This window comes from Pseudomonas sp. GG8 (genome assembly GCF_052976945.1).
In genome coordinates this window covers 5,134,660-5,151,400 of the sequence record NZ_JBRIIP010000001.1, presented here as the reverse complement: position 1 = coordinate 5,151,400, position 16,741 = coordinate 5,134,660, and the positions used below count along the sequence as shown (strand labels likewise).

Genomic DNA, 16,741 nt, shown 5'->3' with positions numbered 1-16,741 from the left:
ATTCGGGAGTGATCTGTGGATAAGTTCAAAGGCGCCCTTTTGGTCGGGCTTTTGCGGCTATTTGCCCTGTTGCCATGGCGAGTGGTGCAGTGGGTCGGTACGTCCATCGGCTGGTTGATGTGGAAACTGCCCAACCGTTCGCGCGAAATAGCGCGTATCAACCTGTCCAAGTGTTTCCCTGAGCTGGACGCTGGCGAACGTGAGAGTCTGGTTGGCCGCAGTCTCATGGACATCGGCAAGACGTTCACCGAAAGCGCCTGCGCCTGGATCTGGCCCGCTCAGAAATCAATCGATCTGGTGCGTGAAGTCGAAGGGCTTGAAGTGCTGGAAGCCGCGCTGGCCTCAGGCAAGGGCGTGGTTGGCATCACCAGCCACTTGGGCAACTGGGAAGTGCTTAACCACTTCTATTGCAGCCAGTGCAAACCGATCATTTTTTACCGGCCGCCGAAACTCAAGGCGGTGGACGATCTGCTGCGCAAACAGCGTGTGCAACTGGGCAATCGCGTGGCGGCCTCGACCAAAGAAGGCATCCTCAGCGTTATCAAGGAAGTGCGCAAAGGCGGTTCAGTGGGTATTCCGGCAGATCCCGAGCCCGCTGAGTCTGCAGGTGTGTTCGTGCCCTTCTGCGCGACCCAGGCGTTGACCAGCAAGTTTGTGCCCAACATGTTGGCCGGAGGTAAAGCAGTGGGCGTTTTTCTGCATGCGATCCGTCTGGCCGATGGTTCCGGTTACAAGGTGATCCTCGAAGCGGCCCCCGAGGCGATGTACAGCACTGACACGCAAACGTCCGCGGCGGCCATGAGTCAGGTTGTCGAGAAGTACGTGCGGGCTTACCCCAGCCAGTACATGTGGACGATGAAGCGTTTCAAAAAGCGTCCACCGGGCGAAAAGCGCTGGTATTGAAGGCTGCCAGCTGTGGATAACTGCTGCAATTGAAGTTATCCACAGTCTTGGCAACCACTTTCCAGTGATTCGATCATGGGATTGTCCCGTACCGGCCTTTCCAATTGATCGGTGCCGCTGATTAAAAAAAGCTCAAGCCGACCTGAAACAGCCGCTCTACGTCGCGGATATATTTTTTATCCACAAGGAACAGAATCACGTGGTCGCCGGACTTGATCACCGTGATGTCGTGGGCGATCAGCACTTCTTCGGCGCGAATGATTGCGCCGATGGTAGTGCCTGGCGGCAGTGTGATGTCACGGATGGCGCGACCGATGACCTTGCTCGACCTGGCATCACCATGGGCGACGGCTTCAATGGCTTCGGCTGCACCACGACGCAATGAATGCACGCTGACAATGTCGCCACGGCGAACGTGAGTCAGCAAGGTGCCGATAGTCGCCAGTTGCGGGCTGATCGCGATATCGATCTCGCCGCCCTGTACCAGATCCACATACGCCGGGTTGTTGATGATGGTCATCACTTTGCGTGCGCCGAGGCGTTTGGCCAACAGCGAGGACATGATATTGGCCTCGTCATCGTTGGTCAGCGCCAGGAACAGATCGACTTCGGCGATGTTTTCTTCCAGCAGTAAATCCCGGTCCGACGCGCTGCCCAGCAGGACCACGGTGTTATCCAGGGTTTCCGAAAGGTAGCGACAGCGGGCCGGGTTCATCTCGATGATCTTGACCTGATAGCGACTTTCGATGGCTTCGGCCAGCCGTTCACCGATATGCCCGCCGCCCGCGATGACGATGCGTTTGTAACTTTCATCCAGGCGGCGCATCTCGCTCATGACGGCGCGAATGTTCGCTTTGGCCGCGATGAAGAACACCTCGTCATCCACTTCAATGACGGTATCGCCTTGGGGGGCTATCGGCCGGTCACGGCGGAAAATCGCGGCGACCCGGGTGTCGACGTTAGGCATGTGTTCGCGCAACTGACGCAGCTGTTGGCCGACCAGCGGCCCGCCGTAGTACGCCTTGACCGCCACCAACTGGGCCTTGCCGCCAGCAAAATCGATCACTTGCAGCGCGCCGGGGTATTCGATCAGGCGCTTGATGTAGTTGGTCACCACCTGTTCCGGACTGATCAGCACGTCCACGGGGATCGCGTCGTTATTGAACAGACCGGCACGGGTCAGGTAGGCCGCTTCGCGCACGCGGGCGATTTTGGTCGGGGTCTTGAACAGGGTGTAAGCAACCTGACAGGCGAGCATGTTGGTCTCGTCGCTGTTGGTCACCGCCACCAACATATCGGCATCATCCGCGCCGGCCTGACGCAGCACCGTGGGGAACGAACCGCGGCCCTGAACGGTACGGATATCAAGGCGATCGCCCAGATCACGCAAGCGATCGGCGTCGGTGTCGACCACGGTGATGTCATTCGCTTCACCGGCCAAATGTTCAGCCAGCGTACCGCCGACCTGTCCTGCGCCGAGGATGATGATTTTCATCGTTCACTCCTTGAAACGAGTTAGCACGGCAAACCCGATGCAGGAGCGCGCTTGCAGCTACGCGCCCCCGCCGTGATCGGCTGCGTATGCGTAGCAGTCGGGAAAATATTGGATTCACCACCGGAGGAAGGTCGTGCCGACCTTATCGCAGGCAAGCCAGCTCCTACAGGATCCGGCATTACACAGCCGCGATCTTGATCAGCTTGGCATAGTAGAAGCCATCGTGGCCGCCTTCCTGGGCAAGCAGCTGGCGACCGTGCGGTTGTTTCAGGCCGGGCGGCTGTTGCCCGAGCTGACCGGCGATGTCCAGTTCGCGCGCGCCGGGTGTGCGAGCCAGGAACGCCTCGATTACTTCGGTGTTTTCCATCGGCAGCGTCGAGCAGGTGGCGTACAGCAGGATGCCGCCGACTTCCAGCGTCGGCCAAAGCGCGTCGAGCAATTCGCCCTGGAGCGTGGCGAGCGCGGGAATGTCGTCAGCCTGACGCGTGAGCTTGATATCCGGGTGGCGACGGATCACGCCCGTCGCCGAACACGGCGCATCGAGCAGGATGCGTTGGAACGGTTTACGGTCCCACCATTGGCCTGTGTCACGGGCATCGGCAGCGATCAGCTCGGCGTTCAGGCCCAGGCGATCAAGGTTTTCCCGGACGCGGACCAGGCGTTTGGCCTCCAGATCCACCGCGACCACACCTGCGAGCAATGGCTGTACTTCCAGCAGATGGCAGGTTTTGCCGCCAGGGGCGCAGCACGCGTCGAGTACGCGTTGGCCGGGGACCAATTGCAGCAGGTCGGCAGCCAATTGCGCGGCTTCGTCCTGCACGCTGATCCAGCCTTCGGCGAAGCCAGGCAGGGTGCGCACATCGCACGGTTCGTTCAGCACAATACCGTCCTGGCTGAAGACGCAGGCGTGGGCTTCGATCCCGACGTTTTGCAGCATCTGCAGGTACGTATCGCGGCTGTGGTGACGGCGATTGACCCGCAGGATCATCGGCGGATGGGCATTGTTGGCCGCGCAGATCGCTTCCCACTGCTCTGGCCAATACGCCTTCAACGCTTTTTGTAGCCAGCGTGGGTGCGCAGTGCGGACCACGGGGTCATGTTCCAGCTCGGCCAGAAGTGCTTCGCTTTCCCGTTGGGCGCGACGCAGTACGGCATTCAGCAACGCCTTGGCCCAAGGCTTTTTCAGCTTGTCGGCGCACCCGACTGTTTCACCGATGGCGGCGTGGGCCGGGATGCGCGTGTAGAGCAACTGATAGAGGCCGACCAACAACAATGCCTCGACATCGGCATCGACGCTTTTGAAGGGCTTTTGCAGGAGTTTTGCCGCCAGTGCGGACAGTCGTGGCTGCCAGCGAGCAGTACCGAAGGCCAGGTCTTGAGTCAAACCGCGATCACGGACCTCGACTTTATCCAGCTGGGTGGGCAGCGAACTGTTCAGCGAGGCTTTGCCATTGAGGACGGCGGCCAATGCTTTGGCGGCAGCGAGACGCGGGTTCATTGGCCGTGCACCGTCTGCTCGGGCGCAATGACACCCAGCACCGTGCCAACAGCGAATTTCTCACGACGGCTGTTGAACAGGTCCGCGAAGTTCAGCGCTTTGCCCCCCGGCAATTGCAGGCGCGTCAGGCGCAAGGCCTGTTGGCCGCAGGCGACAATCAAGCCGTCCTTGCTGGCGCCGAGGATTTCACCCGGTGCGCCCTGCCCGTCGTCGAGACTGGCTGCCAGCACTTTCAGGGCTTCGCCATTGAGTGTGCTGTGGCAGATCGGCCAAGGATTGAACGCCCGCACCAGACGCTCCAGCTCAATAGCCGGACGGCTCCAGTCGACGCGCGCTTCGTCTTTGTTCAGCTTGTGAGCGTAGGTCGCCAGGGTGTCGTCTTGGACTTCACCCTGCAACGTGCCATCGGCCAGCCCGGCGATGGCTTGAATCACTGCGGGCGGGCCGAGCTCGGCGAGCCGGTCATGCAGGCTGCCACCGGTGTCCTCGGCAGTGATCGGGGTCGTGACTTTGAGCAGCATTGGCCCGGTGTCCAGGCCTGCTTCCATACGCATTACCGTCACGCCGCTCTCGGCATCGCCGGCTTCTACCGCACGCTGAATCGGTGCGGCACCACGCCAGCGTGGCAGCAGCGAAGCGTGGCTGTTGATGCAGCCCAGGCGGGGAATATCGAGCACCACTTGCGGCAGGATCAGGCCATAGGCGACCACCACCAGCAAGTCGGGCTTGAGCGCGGCCAGCTCAGCTTGAGCGCCAGCATCACGCAGGGTTGGCGGTTGCAATACGGCGACACCGTGCTGCTCAGCCAGCTGTTTGACCGGGCTCGGCATCAGCTTTTGCCCACGGCCAGCCGGGCGATCAGGTTGGGTGTAGACCGCAATCACTTGATGGGGGCTGGCGAGCAAAGCCTTGAGGTGTTCGGCGGCAAATTCCGGGGTGCCGGCGAAGACGATGCGCAGTGGCTCAGTCATGGGCTTCTCGATAAAGGAAATACACAGACGTGTAGGAGCGGGCTTGCCCGCGAAGGCCGCAACCCGGTGTGCCTGATGTGGACCATGTTGCCTGGTTCGCAGACAAGTCAGCGCCTACAGGTTGAAGGATTTGAATCGGATCAAGCGTTCTGCTTGTGCAGTTTTTCCAGCTTCTTCTTGATCCTGTCGCGCTTGAGGGTGGACAGGTAATCGACAAATAACTTGCCGTTCAGGTGATCGCATTCATGCTGGACACACACCGCCAGCAAACCCTCTGCGATCAGCTCATAGGGCTGACCGTCCCGGCCTAGAGCCCTGATTTTGACTTTCTGTGGGCGGTCGACGTTTTCATAGAAGCCTGGCACTGAGAGGCAGCCTTCTTGATACTGCTCCACCTCGTCGGTCAGGATGTCGAACTCGGGGTTGATGAACACCCGTGGATCGCTACGATCTTCGCTAAGGTCCATGACCACGACACGCTTGTGCACGTTGACCTGAGTTGCAGCCAAACCAATGCCTGGCGCTTCGTACATGGTTTCAAACATGTCGTCGACCAACTGGCGAATGCCGTCGTCTACCACTGCCACAGGTTTGGCGATGGTGCGCAGGCGCGAATCGGGAAATTCGAGGATGTTTAAAATAGCCATATACGTTAGAGCTGCACTTGTAGGGTAAAGTCCAAAATCGGCTGCCGGGTTTCGCCGGTTAGAGCTGGCAACCTTGCAAAACCTGAGCCTCTGGGGCTCTTAGTGTTTCACGCGAAGCCATATGATAAAGGGATTCACCGCATGAGGAAATCACTACTCGCCCTGCTGCTGTTGGCCTCTACCGGCCTTTGTCAGGCGCAAGTGCAGCTCAGGGAAGGACATCCACAGAATTACACCGTCGTCCAAGGTGACACGCTTTGGGACATTTCCGGCAAATTTTTGCGCGAGCCATGGAAGTGGAAGGAGATATGGAAGGCCAATCCGCAGATCGCCAACCCTGACCTGATCTACCCGGGCGACTTATTGTCCCTGGTGTATGTCGATGGCCAGCCGCGGATGGTACTCAACCGTGGTGCTTCACGTGGCACCATCAAGCTGTCGCCCCGGATTCGTACCACGCCGATGGCCGAAGCGATCCCAAGCATTCCGCTGGCCGCGATCAATAGTTTTCTGCTCAACAACCGCATCATCGATGACCCCGCCGATTTCCAGAAAGCCCCGTACATCGTCGCCGGTAACGCCGAACGCGTGCTCAGCGGCATGGGTGACCGGATCTACGCGCGGGGCAAATTAGACCCTGAGCACACCGCCTATAACCTCTTCCGTCAGGGCAAAACCTACACGGACCCGTTGACCGGGCAGTTTCTCGGGATTAACGCCGATGACATCGGCAGCGGTGAAATCGTTGCCCACGAAGGCGATGTCGCGACCCTGGTGTTGCAGCGTTCGACCCAGGAAGTGCGTCTCGGCGACCGGCTATTCATCAGCGAAGAGCGGCCAATCAACTCGACTTTCATGCCCAGCTCACCTCAGACCGAAGTTAACGGCCTGATCATCGATGTGCCGCGCGGAGTGACCCAGATCGGTGAACTCGATGTGGTGACGCTGGATCGGGGTAAGAGCGATGGGCTGGCCGAAGGCAATGTGCTGGCTATTTACAAGACCGGCGAAGTCGTTCGTGATCGGGTGACGGGTGAGCAAGTGAAGGTCCCGGATGAGCGCGCGGGATTGGTGATGGTTTTTCGCACTTATGAAAAGCTCAGCTATGGTTTGGTACTCAATGCCACGCGTTCTTTAGCGGTCATGGACAAGGTGCGGAACCCGTAAAGCTATGTGTCGAAATAGGGTCATGTCTGTCCACCGGACATGAACTTATCAAATAGTTACTAACAGAGTTATCCACAGGTTGTCCGGCTGTTAACGGGGCGCTACAGATCAAGGAAGATCTATGCCGCTGTTCGATACTGCTGCGTCCTCACCTGCCGAACTTGAAGCGCGCTTACGTGTGCATCGTCTGCCTGAGGTGGGGCCAAAACGCTTTCATAAGCTAATCAATGCCTTTGGTTCGGCGTCGGCCGCACTCAGCGCTCCTGCCAGCGCCTGGCGTGCCTTGGGCTTGCCAAGCGCCAGCGCCGAAGCCCGGCGCAGCCCACAAGTCCGCGATGGCGCCAGTGCTGCTTTGGCTTGGCTTGAGCGTCCCGGTCAGCATTTACTGATGTGGGACGACCCCACCTACCCTGCACTGCTGGCTGAAATTGCCGATGCACCGCCGTTGCTGTTTGTGGCCGGTGACCCGAGCATTCTTGAGCGTCCGCAGTTGGGAATGGTCGGCAGTCGACGCGCTTCCAAGCCTGGACTGGATACGGCCACAGCCTTTGCCCGAAGCCTGGCGGGCGCCGGTTTTGTCATCACCAGCGGCCTCGCGCTGGGTATCGATGGTGCCGCGCATCAAGGTGCTTTGGACGTTGGTGGGCAGACAATTGGCGTCTTGGGCACGGGCATCGAAAATTTTTATCCACAGCGCCATCGTCAGTTGGCAGCGACCATGAGTGCCCAAGGCAGTGCCGTGGTTTCCGAGTTCCCTCTGGACGCCGGGCCGCAGGCGAGCAACTTCCCACGCCGCAATCGAATCATCAGTGGATTGTCGCTGGGTGTGTTGGTGGTCGAGGCCAGCGTCGCCAGCGGTTCGTTGATCACCGCACGGCTGGCAGCGGAACAGGGCCGCGAGGTGTACGCGATTCCAGGCTCGATTCATCACCCCGGTGCCCGCGGGTGTCATCAACTGATTCGTGACGGTGCGGTGCTGGTCGAAACCGTCGAACACATTCTTGAAACCCTGCGCGGTTGGCAGAACATTGCCAGCCCTGCGGCCGCCTCTATCGCGCCCTTGCCGTCAACAACCGCTGCCAGACATCCCCTGCTTGATTTGTTGCATGCTGCGCCACACACCAGCGAAGGGTTGGCACTGTCGAGCGGCTGGCCGTTGCCAAAAGTATTAGCAGCGTTGACCGAGCTGGAACTGGATGGGCGCATCAGCAGTGAGGCAGGACGATGGTTTGGCCATGCGCGCTGAGGTTAAACTGCCCGTAGCGTTTACCCGGAGAGAGAACAATGGTCAGCAGTTGGCGTGTGCAGCAAGCCGCACGAGAGATTCGAGCCGGTGCGGTGATTGCCTACCCAACCGAGGCGGTATGGGGGCTGGGCTGTGATCCCTGGAATGAAGAGGCGGTGTATCGGTTGCTGGCAATCAAATCCCGTCCTGTGGACAAAGGCCTGATTCTGGTGGCCGACAACATCCGCCAGTTCGACTTTCTCATGGAGGACTTTCCTGAAGTCTGGATCGATCGTATGGCCAGCACTTGGCCAGGCCCCAATACCTGGCTGGTGCCGCATCAGAACCTGCTGCCCGAATGGATCACTGGTATTCACGACACGGTGGCATTGCGCGTCAGCGATCACCCGCAGGTGCGTGAACTGTGTTCGCTGGTCGGACCGCTGATCTCGACATCCGCCAACCCGCTCGGGCGTCCGGCTGCCCGGACGCGTATTCGGGTTGAGCAGTATTTCCGTGGGGACATCGACTGGGTGCTCGGCGGCCTGCTGGGTGGGCGCAAGCACCCCAGTCTGATCCGTGACCTGGCGACCGGCGAGGTTGTTCGTCCAGGCTAGGGTTTTGGGCTTATGGAATCAGAATCGTTGAGCCTGTGGTGCGCCGGGCGCTGAGCTCGGTTTGCGCCTTGGCTGCGTCTTTCAAGGCGTAGCGCTGGACGTCACCCACCTTGACCTTGCCGCTGGTAAGCATCGCGAACAGCTCGTCGGCCATGCGTTGCAGGTTTTCGGGGTTGGCGTAAGTAGCCAGTGTTGGGCGAGTGACGTACAGCGAGCCTTTCTGCGCGAGAATTCCCAGGTTAACCCCGGCCACGGGCCCTGATGCATTGCCGAAGCTGACCAACAAACCGCGCGGCGCCACGCAATCGAGCGACGTTAGCCACGTGTCTTGCCCCACACCGTCGTATACCACCGGGCATTTCTTGCCGTCGGTTAATTCCAGAACCCGTTTGACCACGTCTTCTTTGCTGTAATCGATGGTCGCCCATGCACCGAGTGCCTTGGCATGAGCGGCTTTTTCCGGCGAACTGACAGTCCCGATCAGTTTCACACCCAGGGCCTTGGCCCATTGGCAAGCCAGCGAACCGACGCCGCCAGCAGCGGCATGGAACAGCACCGTTTCACCACTCTTCACCGCATACGTCTGACGCAGCAGATATTGCACGGTCAGGCCTTTAAGCATCACCGCTGCAGCGTCTTCGAAGCTGATTGACTCCGGCAACTTCACCAGATTCGCGGCGGGAATCACGTGGATGTCACTGTATGCACCCAGTGGACCAACGCCGTATGCCACGCGGTCGCCGACCTTGAACTGGCTGACTTCGCTGCCGACCGCTTCAACCACACCCGCCCCTTCGGTCCCCAGGCCTGACGGCATGGATGGCGCCGGATACAGCCCGCTGCGGAAATAGGTGTCGATGAAATTGAGGCCAATCGCCTTGTTGCGCACGCAGACCTGCTGTGGGCCCGGTTCGGCAGGTTCGAAGTCCACATACTCAAGGACTTCAGGGCCACCCACGGTGCTGAATTGGATACGCTTTGCCATCTGTTCATCTCCGGTGATGAGTGGAAACAAAAAATACGGAAAAAGACTACTACGAAAAGGGCCATCGAACGCTCTCCCTTGATCTTCGTCAACTGCGGCGGCCATAACGCCGGTGGTATGCTACGCGCCAATTTGCCACCCCCCGTAACCCCGGTGGCTCAGTGATGTTTCAAGGTGACCCGATGACTACCCGCACCGAGGCCGTTAAAGCCTACCTGCTTGACCTGCAAGACCGGATTTGCAACGCATTGGAAGCCGAAAATGGCAGCGCCCGCTTCGTCGAAGATGCCTGGACTCGCCCGGCTGGCGGCGGTGGGCGTACCCGAGTCATCGAGAATGGCGGAGTGATCGAAAAAGGTGGGGTTAACTTCTCCCACGTATTCGGCACCGGCCTGCCACCGTCAGCCAGCGCCCATCGGCCCGAGTTGGCCGGGCGAGGTTTTGAGGCGTTGGGCGTGTCGCTGGTGATCCACCCACACAACCCGCATGTACCGACTTCACACGCCAACGTGCGTTTTTTCATCGCCGAAAAAGAAGGCGAAGAGCCGGTCTGGTGGTTCGGCGGCGGTTTCGACCTGACGCCGTATTACGGGGTAGAAGAAGACTGTGTGCATTGGCACCGTGTCGCCGAGCAGGCCTGTGCGCCGTTTGGGATCGATGTCTATCCGCGCTACAAGGCATGGTGCGACACCTACTTCCACATCAAACATCGCAACGAACCACGCGGTATTGGCGGTTTGTTTTTCGATGACCTGAACGAGTGGGATTTCGACACCAGCTTCGCCTTCCTGCGCGCGATTGGCGATGCCTACATCGAGGCCTATCTGCCGATCGTTCAGCGCCGCAAGGCCACGGCGTATACCGCGCAACAGCGGGAGTTTCAGGAGTTTCGTCGCGGCCGCTACGTCGAGTTCAATCTGGTCTACGACCGTGGCACACTGTTCGGCCTGCAATCAGGTGGGCGTACCGAGTCGATCCTCATGTCACTGCCGCCGCACGTGCGCTGGGGCTACGACTGGAAAGCCGAGCCCGGCACCGAAGAAGCCCGTCTGACCGAGTATTTCTTGCAGGATCGCGATTGGTTGGCGCAGGCCTGATACCGGGTCAAAATTCAGGAATCCCCATGGACCGCTACGTCGTTTTCGGTAACCCCATCGGCCACAGCAAATCGCCGTTGATCCATCGTCTGTTCGCCGAGCAGACCGGTCAGCAGCTCGATTACAGCACCTTGCTGGCGCCGCTGGACGATTTCATCGGCTGCGCTCAGGCGTTCTTTGAGCACGGCCAGGGCGCCAACGTCACCGTGCCGTTCAAGGAGCAGGCCTTTCGCTTGGCCGACAGCCTGACCGAGCGCGCACAGCGTGCGGGTGCCGTGAACACGTTGCGTAAGGGGGCCGATGGTCGACTGCTCGGCGATAACACCGATGGCGCGGGGTTGGTGCGGGATTTGAAGGTAAATGCCGGCGTCAGCTTGCAGGGCAAACGCATCCTTCTGCTCGGCGCGGGTGGTGCGGTACGGGGTGCGCTGGAGCCGCTGCTGGCTGAAAAACCGCTGGCGGTGGTGATCGCCAATCGCACCGTGGAAAAAGCCGAGTTGCTGGCCCATCAATTCGCCGACCTGGGGCCGGTGTCCGCCGCTGGTTTCAGTTGGCTGGCAGAGCCGGTAGACCTGATCATCAATGCCACTTCCGCCAGCCTCGCGGGTGAGCTGCCGCCGATTTCGCCAAGCCTAATTCTGCCGGGTCACACCGTCTGCTACGACATGATGTACGGCAAAGAGCCGACGCCATTCTGCCGCTGGGCCACCGAGCACGGCGCGGCCCACGTGCTGGACGGTCTGGGCATGCTCGCCGAGCAGGCTGCGGAGGCGTTCTATCTATGGCGCGGCGTTCGCCCGGATACGGGGCCTGTGCTGGCTGAGTTACGACGGCAGTTGGCCAGCGCCTGATGCCTGGGCGCCCGCCCGGTCACCGTTAATCCTCGAACAGAATCGGGCATTTCTCTGGTCCTTCGAGCTTGCGCAGTTCCTCGATCACTTGGGGCCGGGCGCGCCTGAGGGTCAGGCTGCGGCCATGGGCACGCAGGCGGCGGGCTTCCTGATGGAGCATTTCAACGCCTGAATAATCGATGAAGTTGATGTGTTGCGCATCGATCACCACGCGCGGCCCCTTACTGCGTTGCAGAATGACTTGCAGGTAATGGCTGGCGCCGAAAAAGATCGAGCCGCCGACCCGCAGGATATCGTCGTCGCCATCGCGCCACTGCTGGACCCGTGGTTGTGAGGTGCGCTTGAGGTAGAAGAACAGCGACGCCAGCACGCCCGCGTAAATCGCCGTTTGCAGCTCCAGCAACAGGGTCGCCAGGCAGGTCAGTGCCATCACCAGGAACTCTGGATGACTGACGCGGAACAGCGAGCGAATGCCGCGATGGTCGACCAATCCCCAGCAGATCAACAGGATCGATGCTGCCATGCTCGGGATCGGGATGTGTGCGATCAACGACGCCCCGGCCACCGCGAACAACGCCACCCACAGCGCCGAAAATACCCCGGCCAATGGCGAGCGAGCGCCGCCTTCGTAACTCAGGCCTGATCGAGTAAAGGAGCCGGAGGACAGATAGCCCGAGAACAAGGCGCCCACCATGTTGGACAGGCCTTGGGCGCGAAGTTCTTGATTGGCGTTGAGCAATTGTTGCGAGCGTGCGGACAGCGAGCGGGCAATCGACAAGCTGGTGACCAGCCCGAGCATGCCTACTGCCACGGCACTGGGCAGGAGTTTCAGAGCCAGCTCCAGGTCCAGTGGTAATGCACTGAACGGCGGCAAATGCCCAACGAAGGCGCTGACCAACTTAACGTGGCCGAACATCGCGGGCCACAGCCAGACCAACACACTCCCGGCCACCAGGGTGATCAGTAGCGTCGGCCAACGGGGCACCAGGTATTTCAGAAACGCGCCCAGGCCCAGGGTTATGGCGCCTAGCATCAACGAGGGGTGGTCGATCTCGCCCCGATGCTCAAGCAGCGTCATCAGGCTTCGAAGCGCGGTAGTCTGGCCGCTGAGTTCCAGGCCGAACAAATTAGGCAGTTGCCCCAACGCAATCACCACGGCGGCGCCCAAGGTAAAGCCCAGCACCACCGAATGTGAAACGAAGTTCACCACAGCGCCAAAGCGCAGCAGCCCCAGCAGCCATTGAAAGATCCCGGCGAGAAAGGTTAGCAACAGGATCAAGGTGATGTAGTCCTGGCTGCCCGGAGCCGCCATGGGACTGATGCTGGCGTACAGCACGATAGAGATCGCCGCGGTGGGGCCGCAGATCAAGTGCCACGACGAGCCCCACAGGCAGGCGATCAGCACCGGAACGATGGCCGCGTACAGACCGTATTCAGGCGGCAAGCCGGCGATCAGGGCGTAAGCGATGGATTGCGGCAGCGCTAGAATCGCTCCGCTCAGCCCCACCACGGCATCACGACCGACGCTGGCGCGGGTCTGCCGGGGCAGCCATTCGAGGAACGGCAAAAATTTGTGGCGATTGAGCCAACCCATGAAACTCTCGGTAATTTTGCAGAGGCGTAAGGGTGAGGTTTTAGCGATGTGGGCGCAAGTGAAGGTGACCGCTGCGCGCTTCTACAGGGAAATGCGATCTACTGTAGAAGCGCGCTTGCCCGCGATAAGCCCAAAGGGCTTTAAAGCGTGGCTTTTACCGCCGTCAGTGCATCCTTCTCGTCGAGGGTTTTCACCCCGTCGAGCCATTTATCCAGGACTGCCGGGTTGGCTTTGATCCAGGCCTTGGCCGCTTCAGTGTTGGTGATTTTCTTGTTAACCACCTCGGCCATGATGCTGTTCTCCATTTCCTGGGTGAAGCTCAGGTTGGTCAGCAACTTGCCTACGTTCGGACAGGCCTGGCTGTAGCCCTTGCGGGTCAGGGTATAAACGCTGCCGGTGTCACCGAAATAAGCCTCGCCACCTTTGAGGTAGTGCATTTTCAGCTGCACGTTCATCGGGTGCGGGGTCCAGCCGAGGAACACCACGAAGCTTTGTTTCTTCACGTTGCGACTGACTTCAGCCAACATCGCCTGCTCACTGGACTCAACCAGTTTCCACTGGCCCAGGTCGAATTCGTTCTTTTTGATGATCGATTGCAGCGACAGGTTGGCCGGTGCGCCGGAGCCGATGCCATACAGCTTCTTGCCGAACTTGTCGGCAAACTTGTTCAGGTCGGCAAAGTTATGCACACCCGCGTCCCAGACATAGTCCGGCACGGCGAGGGTGAATTCGGTGCCGTCCAGGTTCTTGGCCAACTGTGTGACATCGCCATTGGCCACGAACTTGTCGTAAAAGCCTTGTTGCGCAGGCATCCAGTTGCCGAGGAAGACATCCACCTGGCCATCCTTGAGCCCACCGTATGCAATCGGTACCGCGAGCGTGTCGACCTTGGCCTTGTAACCCATGCCGTCCAGCAAGACGCTGGCGATGGCGTTGGTCGCGGCGATATCGCTCCAGCCCGGATCCGCCATTTTTACCGTGCTGCAACTCTGCTCGGCATAAGCGGAAACGCTGCCCAATGCCATGAAACCGACCGCAAGTGTTGTGGATAACTTCATCATGAGTGTGCCCCTTTGGTTTTTTTAGTCTTGGCAGGGTTAGGGTTGTGGATAACGTGCTTTGCGTTCCAAGTCATCAAGGTCGATGTGGTTACGCATGTATTGCTGACTGGCGTCTACCAGCGGCTGGTGATCCCAGCTCTTCAGCTTGCCGATGGCCAACGACTGCGCGACAAAGCGCCGCCGACGTTGACTGGCGAGCACTTGTTGGTGGATCGCCGGTATGTCCCACTTGGCCCGTGCTTCGGCCAGAAAATCAGCGAACAGTTGCTGATGCGCCGGTGACTGGCTCAGCTCTTCGCGTTCTTGCGGATCATTGTTCACATCAAACAGCAGGCAAGGGTCCTGTTCCGAATAGATGAATTTATAGGCGCCACGTCGAATCATCATCAACGGACCGATCGTGCCTTCGGCCATGTATTCGCCAAACACTTCGTCATGCCCCGGCTCACCCCGCAAATGGGGGACCAGTGAGCGACCGTCTAACGGCAGGCCGGCTTCCAGTTCGCCCTCGGCCAGCGCAACGAAGGTTGGCAGTAAGTCGGCGGTGGACACCGCAGCGCTGACCCGACCCGCCGTGAACTGCCCCGGCGCGTAGACCAGCAGTGGTACGCGGGCTGACATCTCGAACCAGTGCATTTTGTACCAGAGGCCGCGCTCGCCCAGCATGTCGCCGTGGTCGCCCGAGAACACGATAATGGTGTCGTCGGCCAGACCGGTGTCTTCGAGGGTTTGCAGGAGCTTGCCGACATTGCTATCGATGTAACTGCACGCCCCGAAATAGGCGCGGCGCGCATCGCGAATCTTATCCACAGGCATCGGCTTGTCCCACAGGTCGTAGACCTTGAGCAGACGTTGCGAGTGCGGGTCTTGCCCGGCTTGATCGGCATGCGGTCGCGGCAGCGGGATGTCTTCGTCGCGGTACATGTCCCAGAAGGTTTTCGGGATGGTGTACGGGTCGTGAGGGTGGGTCATGGACACGGTCAGGCAGAACGGCTGATCACCCTCTTCGCGGATGTGATCGAACAAATATTGCTGGGCCTTGAACACCACCTCTTCGTCGAAATCCAGCTGATTGGTGCGCACGCAGGGACCGGCTTGCAGCACCGACGACATGTTGTGATACCAGCTTGGCCGCACATCCGGCTCGTCCCAGTTCACTGACCAGCCATAGTCAGCCGGGTAAATGTCGCTGGTCAGGCGTTCTTCATAGCCGTGTAACTGGTCCGGCCCGCAAAAGTGCATCTTGCCGGACAGCGCGGTCTTATAGCCGAGGCGACGCAGGTAATGGGCATAGGTCGGTACATCGGCCGGGAAATCAGCGGCGTTGTCATAGGCGCCGATCTTGCTCGGCAGTTGGCCGCTGACCAGGGTGAAACGCGAGGGCGCGCACAGCGGACTGTTGCAATAGGCAGCATCGAATACCACGCCTTCGGCGGCGAGGTGGCTCAGATTGGGCATTTTGATAGGAGATGAGGCGTAAAACGGCAACATCGGCGCGGCCATTTGATCGGCCATGATGAAAAGAATGTTCTTGCGCTTCATGTATTCGCGGCATTCCATAGTGGATATTTATGCGAGAGTGCTGCGCTTGAGGATGCGACCCACAGGTTTAGTGGTAAAGCCCATGCAAAACAATACCTAGGATAAGCTCAGCTTATGTATGAAGCTCTTGGTGATCTTTCACTGGATCTGCTGCGTGCTTTTGAGGCCGCCGCGAGACAGCGCAGCTTTACCGCGGCGGCTGTTGAGCTGGGCACCACGCAGCCTGCCGTCAGCCAGCAAATAAAACGCCTGGAAGAACAGCTTGCTACACGGTTGTTCGACCGCATCTATCGGGGCATCGAGCTGACAGAGGCGGGCGAGGTGCTGTTCGGTTATGTGCAAGCCGGGTTGCAGTCCATCGAGGGCGGGCTAAATGCCGTCACCGCCCAGCGCCAACATGAGGTGCTGCAGGTCGCCACGGACTTTGCGTTTGCCGCCTATTGGTTGATGCCGCGTCTGCATCGGTTTCACCAGGCCAATCCGGATGTGGACGTCAGCTTGGTCACCAGTGAGCGTAGTTACAACATGTTGCGCGCCGATGTCGACGTCGCGGTGCTGTTCGGCGATGGGCGTTTCAAGCAGGGTGAAAGCCGTTGGTTGTTCAGCGAAGAAGTGTTCCCGGTGTGCAGCCCGCAATTGCTGGCCGGGCGTTCCCTGCCCTTGCCCACTGATGCGCTGCTGGAGCTTCCACTGCTGCACTTGCGGGGCGAAGGCAGCAGCAATTGGTTCGACTGGAGCGGCGTGTTTCGTGCGCTGAATATTCAGCAGGCACCTGCCCCCGGCCAATTGCGCTTCGACAATTACACCCTGCTGATCCAGGCTGCAATTGCCGGTCAGGGCGTGGCCATCGGTTGGCGGCATCTGGTCGATGCGCTGCTGGAGCAAGGGCTGCTCTGTCGCCCCATCGCCGCCACCGCCATCTCGGCCCACGGTTATTACGTCGTACTGCCCCAGCGAAAACGGCGAGTGCAACTGGTGCAGCAATTCGTCGACTGGCTGGCGACCGAGCAGGCGCAGAGTGGGGACTTGCTGACGGGCAGGCCGTTGCCCTCGATTGCGGTGTGATCCGGCAGTCGTCTACACATTTC

At 59.8% G+C, this 16,741-nt stretch carries 15 protein-coding genes; 7 read left to right on the top strand and 8 right to left on the bottom strand.

Annotated features, from left to right (window positions below):
- Positions 1 to 15 precede the first annotated feature (15 nt).
- On the top strand, positions 16 to 903 hold the full coding sequence (locus ACVBEG_RS24275; RefSeq protein ID WP_322218715.1) for a lysophospholipid acyltransferase: 888 nt from the start codon (positions 16 to 18) through the stop codon (positions 901 to 903).
- A 121-nt stretch (positions 904 to 1,024) separates the two neighbouring features.
- Here ACVBEG_RS24275 and trkA read toward each other — a convergent pair whose 3' ends face one another.
- The 4 genes from trkA to def form a co-directional block, all read right to left on the bottom strand.
- Entirely contained in the window at positions 1,025 to 2,398 is a 1,374-nt protein-coding gene (gene trkA, locus ACVBEG_RS24270; protein ID WP_219063351.1) for a Trk system potassium transporter TrkA, read from the bottom strand.
- 178 nt (positions 2,399 to 2,576) lie between these two features.
- Entirely contained in the window at positions 2,577 to 3,896 is a 1,320-nt protein-coding gene (rsmB, locus tag ACVBEG_RS24265) for a 16S rRNA (cytosine(967)-C(5))-methyltransferase RsmB (protein WP_322177130.1), read from the bottom strand.
- Entirely contained in the window at positions 3,893 to 4,867 is a 975-nt protein-coding gene (fmt, locus tag ACVBEG_RS24260) for a methionyl-tRNA formyltransferase (protein WP_322177131.1), read from the bottom strand. Before fmt ends, rsmB begins: the two co-directional genes overlap by 4 nt.
- A 140-nt stretch (positions 4,868 to 5,007) precedes the next feature.
- Positions 5,008 to 5,514 (bottom strand): peptide deformylase, encoded by a 507-nt coding sequence (gene def / locus ACVBEG_RS24255; RefSeq protein ID WP_322177132.1) that lies wholly within the window; start codon positions 5,512 to 5,514, stop codon positions 5,008 to 5,010.
- Positions 5,515 to 5,655: 141 nt separating this feature from the next.
- On the opposite strand from def, the gene ACVBEG_RS24250 reads away from it, so the two are divergent.
- The 3 genes from ACVBEG_RS24250 (at position 5,656) to ACVBEG_RS24240 (ending at position 8,523) form a co-directional block, all read left to right on the top strand.
- Positions 5,656 to 6,681 carry a LysM peptidoglycan-binding domain-containing protein gene (locus ACVBEG_RS24250; protein WP_322177133.1) on the top strand — a complete coding sequence of 342 codons (1,026 nt, stop codon included), beginning with the start codon at positions 5,656 to 5,658 and terminating at the stop codon, positions 6,679 to 6,681.
- 121 nt (positions 6,682 to 6,802) lie between these two features.
- Positions 6,803 to 7,927, top strand: a complete 1,125-nt coding sequence (dprA, locus tag ACVBEG_RS24245) for a DNA-processing protein DprA (protein ID WP_447108368.1) — start codon at positions 6,803 to 6,805, stop codon at positions 7,925 to 7,927.
- A 38-nt stretch (positions 7,928 to 7,965) separates the two neighbouring features.
- Positions 7,966 to 8,523 (top strand): L-threonylcarbamoyladenylate synthase, encoded by a 558-nt coding sequence (locus tag ACVBEG_RS24240; protein WP_330201290.1) that lies wholly within the window; start codon positions 7,966 to 7,968, stop codon positions 8,521 to 8,523.
- A gap of 10 nt (positions 8,524 to 8,533) precedes the next feature.
- Here the strand turns inward: ACVBEG_RS24240 and ACVBEG_RS24235 are convergent, their stop codons facing one another.
- A complete protein-coding gene (locus tag ACVBEG_RS24235; protein WP_322177136.1) occupies positions 8,534 to 9,508 on the bottom strand; it encodes an NADPH:quinone reductase in 975 nt (324 codons plus the stop codon).
- Between the two features lie 182 nt (positions 9,509 to 9,690).
- Between ACVBEG_RS24235 and hemF the strand changes: the two genes are divergently transcribed.
- Complete coding sequence (gene hemF, locus ACVBEG_RS24230; protein ID WP_447108367.1) at positions 9,691 to 10,605, top strand: oxygen-dependent coproporphyrinogen oxidase; 915 nt, start codon at positions 9,691 to 9,693, stop codon at positions 10,603 to 10,605.
- A gap of 26 nt (positions 10,606 to 10,631) precedes the next feature.
- Positions 10,632 to 11,456 (top strand): shikimate dehydrogenase, encoded by an 825-nt coding sequence (aroE, locus tag ACVBEG_RS24225; RefSeq protein WP_322177138.1) that lies wholly within the window; start codon positions 10,632 to 10,634, stop codon positions 11,454 to 11,456.
- A 25-nt stretch (positions 11,457 to 11,481) separates the two neighbouring features.
- On the opposite strand, the gene ACVBEG_RS24220 is transcribed toward aroE, so the two are convergent.
- From ACVBEG_RS24220 to betC, 3 genes are all read right to left on the bottom strand, one after another.
- The gene (locus ACVBEG_RS24220; protein WP_322177139.1) at positions 11,482 to 13,050 is read right to left on the bottom strand and encodes a SulP family inorganic anion transporter; all 1,569 of its coding nucleotides are present in this window, start codon (positions 13,048 to 13,050) and stop codon (positions 11,482 to 11,484) included.
- Positions 13,051 to 13,190: 140 nt separating this feature from the next.
- Positions 13,191 to 14,111 (bottom strand): choline ABC transporter substrate-binding protein, encoded by a 921-nt coding sequence (gene choX / locus ACVBEG_RS24215; protein ID WP_322177140.1) that lies wholly within the window; start codon positions 14,109 to 14,111, stop codon positions 13,191 to 13,193.
- 36 nt (positions 14,112 to 14,147) lie between these two features.
- On the bottom strand, positions 14,148 to 15,653 hold the full coding sequence (gene betC, locus ACVBEG_RS24210) for a choline-sulfatase (RefSeq protein WP_322177141.1): 1,506 nt from the start codon (positions 15,651 to 15,653) through the stop codon (positions 14,148 to 14,150).
- A 114-nt stretch (positions 15,654 to 15,767) separates the two neighbouring features.
- Here betC and ACVBEG_RS24205 point away from each other — a divergent pair, with 114 nt between their 5' ends.
- Positions 15,768 to 16,718, top strand: a complete 951-nt coding sequence (locus ACVBEG_RS24205) for a choline sulfate utilization transcriptional regulator (protein WP_447108366.1) — start codon at positions 15,768 to 15,770, stop codon at positions 16,716 to 16,718.
- Positions 16,719 to 16,741: the final 23 nt, after the last annotated feature.

Excerpts from the sequence above, each read along its gene's own strand:
- trkA (WP_219063351.1), bottom strand. The coding sequence starts at position 2,398 with ATGAAAATCATCATCCTCGGCGCAGGACAGGTCGGCGGTACGCTGGCT.
- rsmB (WP_322177130.1), bottom strand. The coding sequence starts at position 3,896 with ATGAACCCGCGTCTCGCTGCCGCCAAAGCATTGGCCGCCGTCCTCAAT.
- fmt (WP_322177131.1), bottom strand. The coding sequence starts at position 4,867 with ATGACTGAGCCACTGCGCATCGTCTTCGCCGGCACCCCGGAATTTGCC.
- def (WP_322177132.1), bottom strand. The coding sequence starts at position 5,514 with ATGGCTATTTTAAACATCCTCGAATTTCCCGATTCGCGCCTGCGCACC.
- ACVBEG_RS24250 (WP_322177133.1), top strand. The coding sequence starts at position 5,656 with ATGAGGAAATCACTACTCGCCCTGCTGCTGTTGGCCTCTACCGGCCTT.
- dprA (WP_447108368.1), top strand. The coding sequence starts at position 6,803 with ATGCCGCTGTTCGATACTGCTGCGTCCTCACCTGCCGAACTTGAAGCG.
- ACVBEG_RS24240 (WP_330201290.1), top strand. The coding sequence starts at position 7,966 with ATGGTCAGCAGTTGGCGTGTGCAGCAAGCCGCACGAGAGATTCGAGCC.
- ACVBEG_RS24235 (WP_322177136.1), bottom strand. The coding sequence starts at position 9,508 with ATGGCAAAGCGTATCCAATTCAGCACCGTGGGTGGCCCTGAAGTCCTT.
- hemF (WP_447108367.1), top strand. The coding sequence starts at position 9,691 with ATGACTACCCGCACCGAGGCCGTTAAAGCCTACCTGCTTGACCTGCAA.
- aroE (WP_322177138.1), top strand. The coding sequence starts at position 10,632 with ATGGACCGCTACGTCGTTTTCGGTAACCCCATCGGCCACAGCAAATCG.
- ACVBEG_RS24220 (WP_322177139.1), bottom strand. The coding sequence starts at position 13,050 with ATGGGTTGGCTCAATCGCCACAAATTTTTGCCGTTCCTCGAATGGCTG.
- choX (WP_322177140.1), bottom strand. The coding sequence starts at position 14,111 with ATGATGAAGTTATCCACAACACTTGCGGTCGGTTTCATGGCATTGGGC.
- betC (WP_322177141.1), bottom strand. The coding sequence starts at position 15,653 with ATGAAGCGCAAGAACATTCTTTTCATCATGGCCGATCAAATGGCCGCG.
- ACVBEG_RS24205 (WP_447108366.1), top strand. The coding sequence starts at position 15,768 with ATGTATGAAGCTCTTGGTGATCTTTCACTGGATCTGCTGCGTGCTTTT.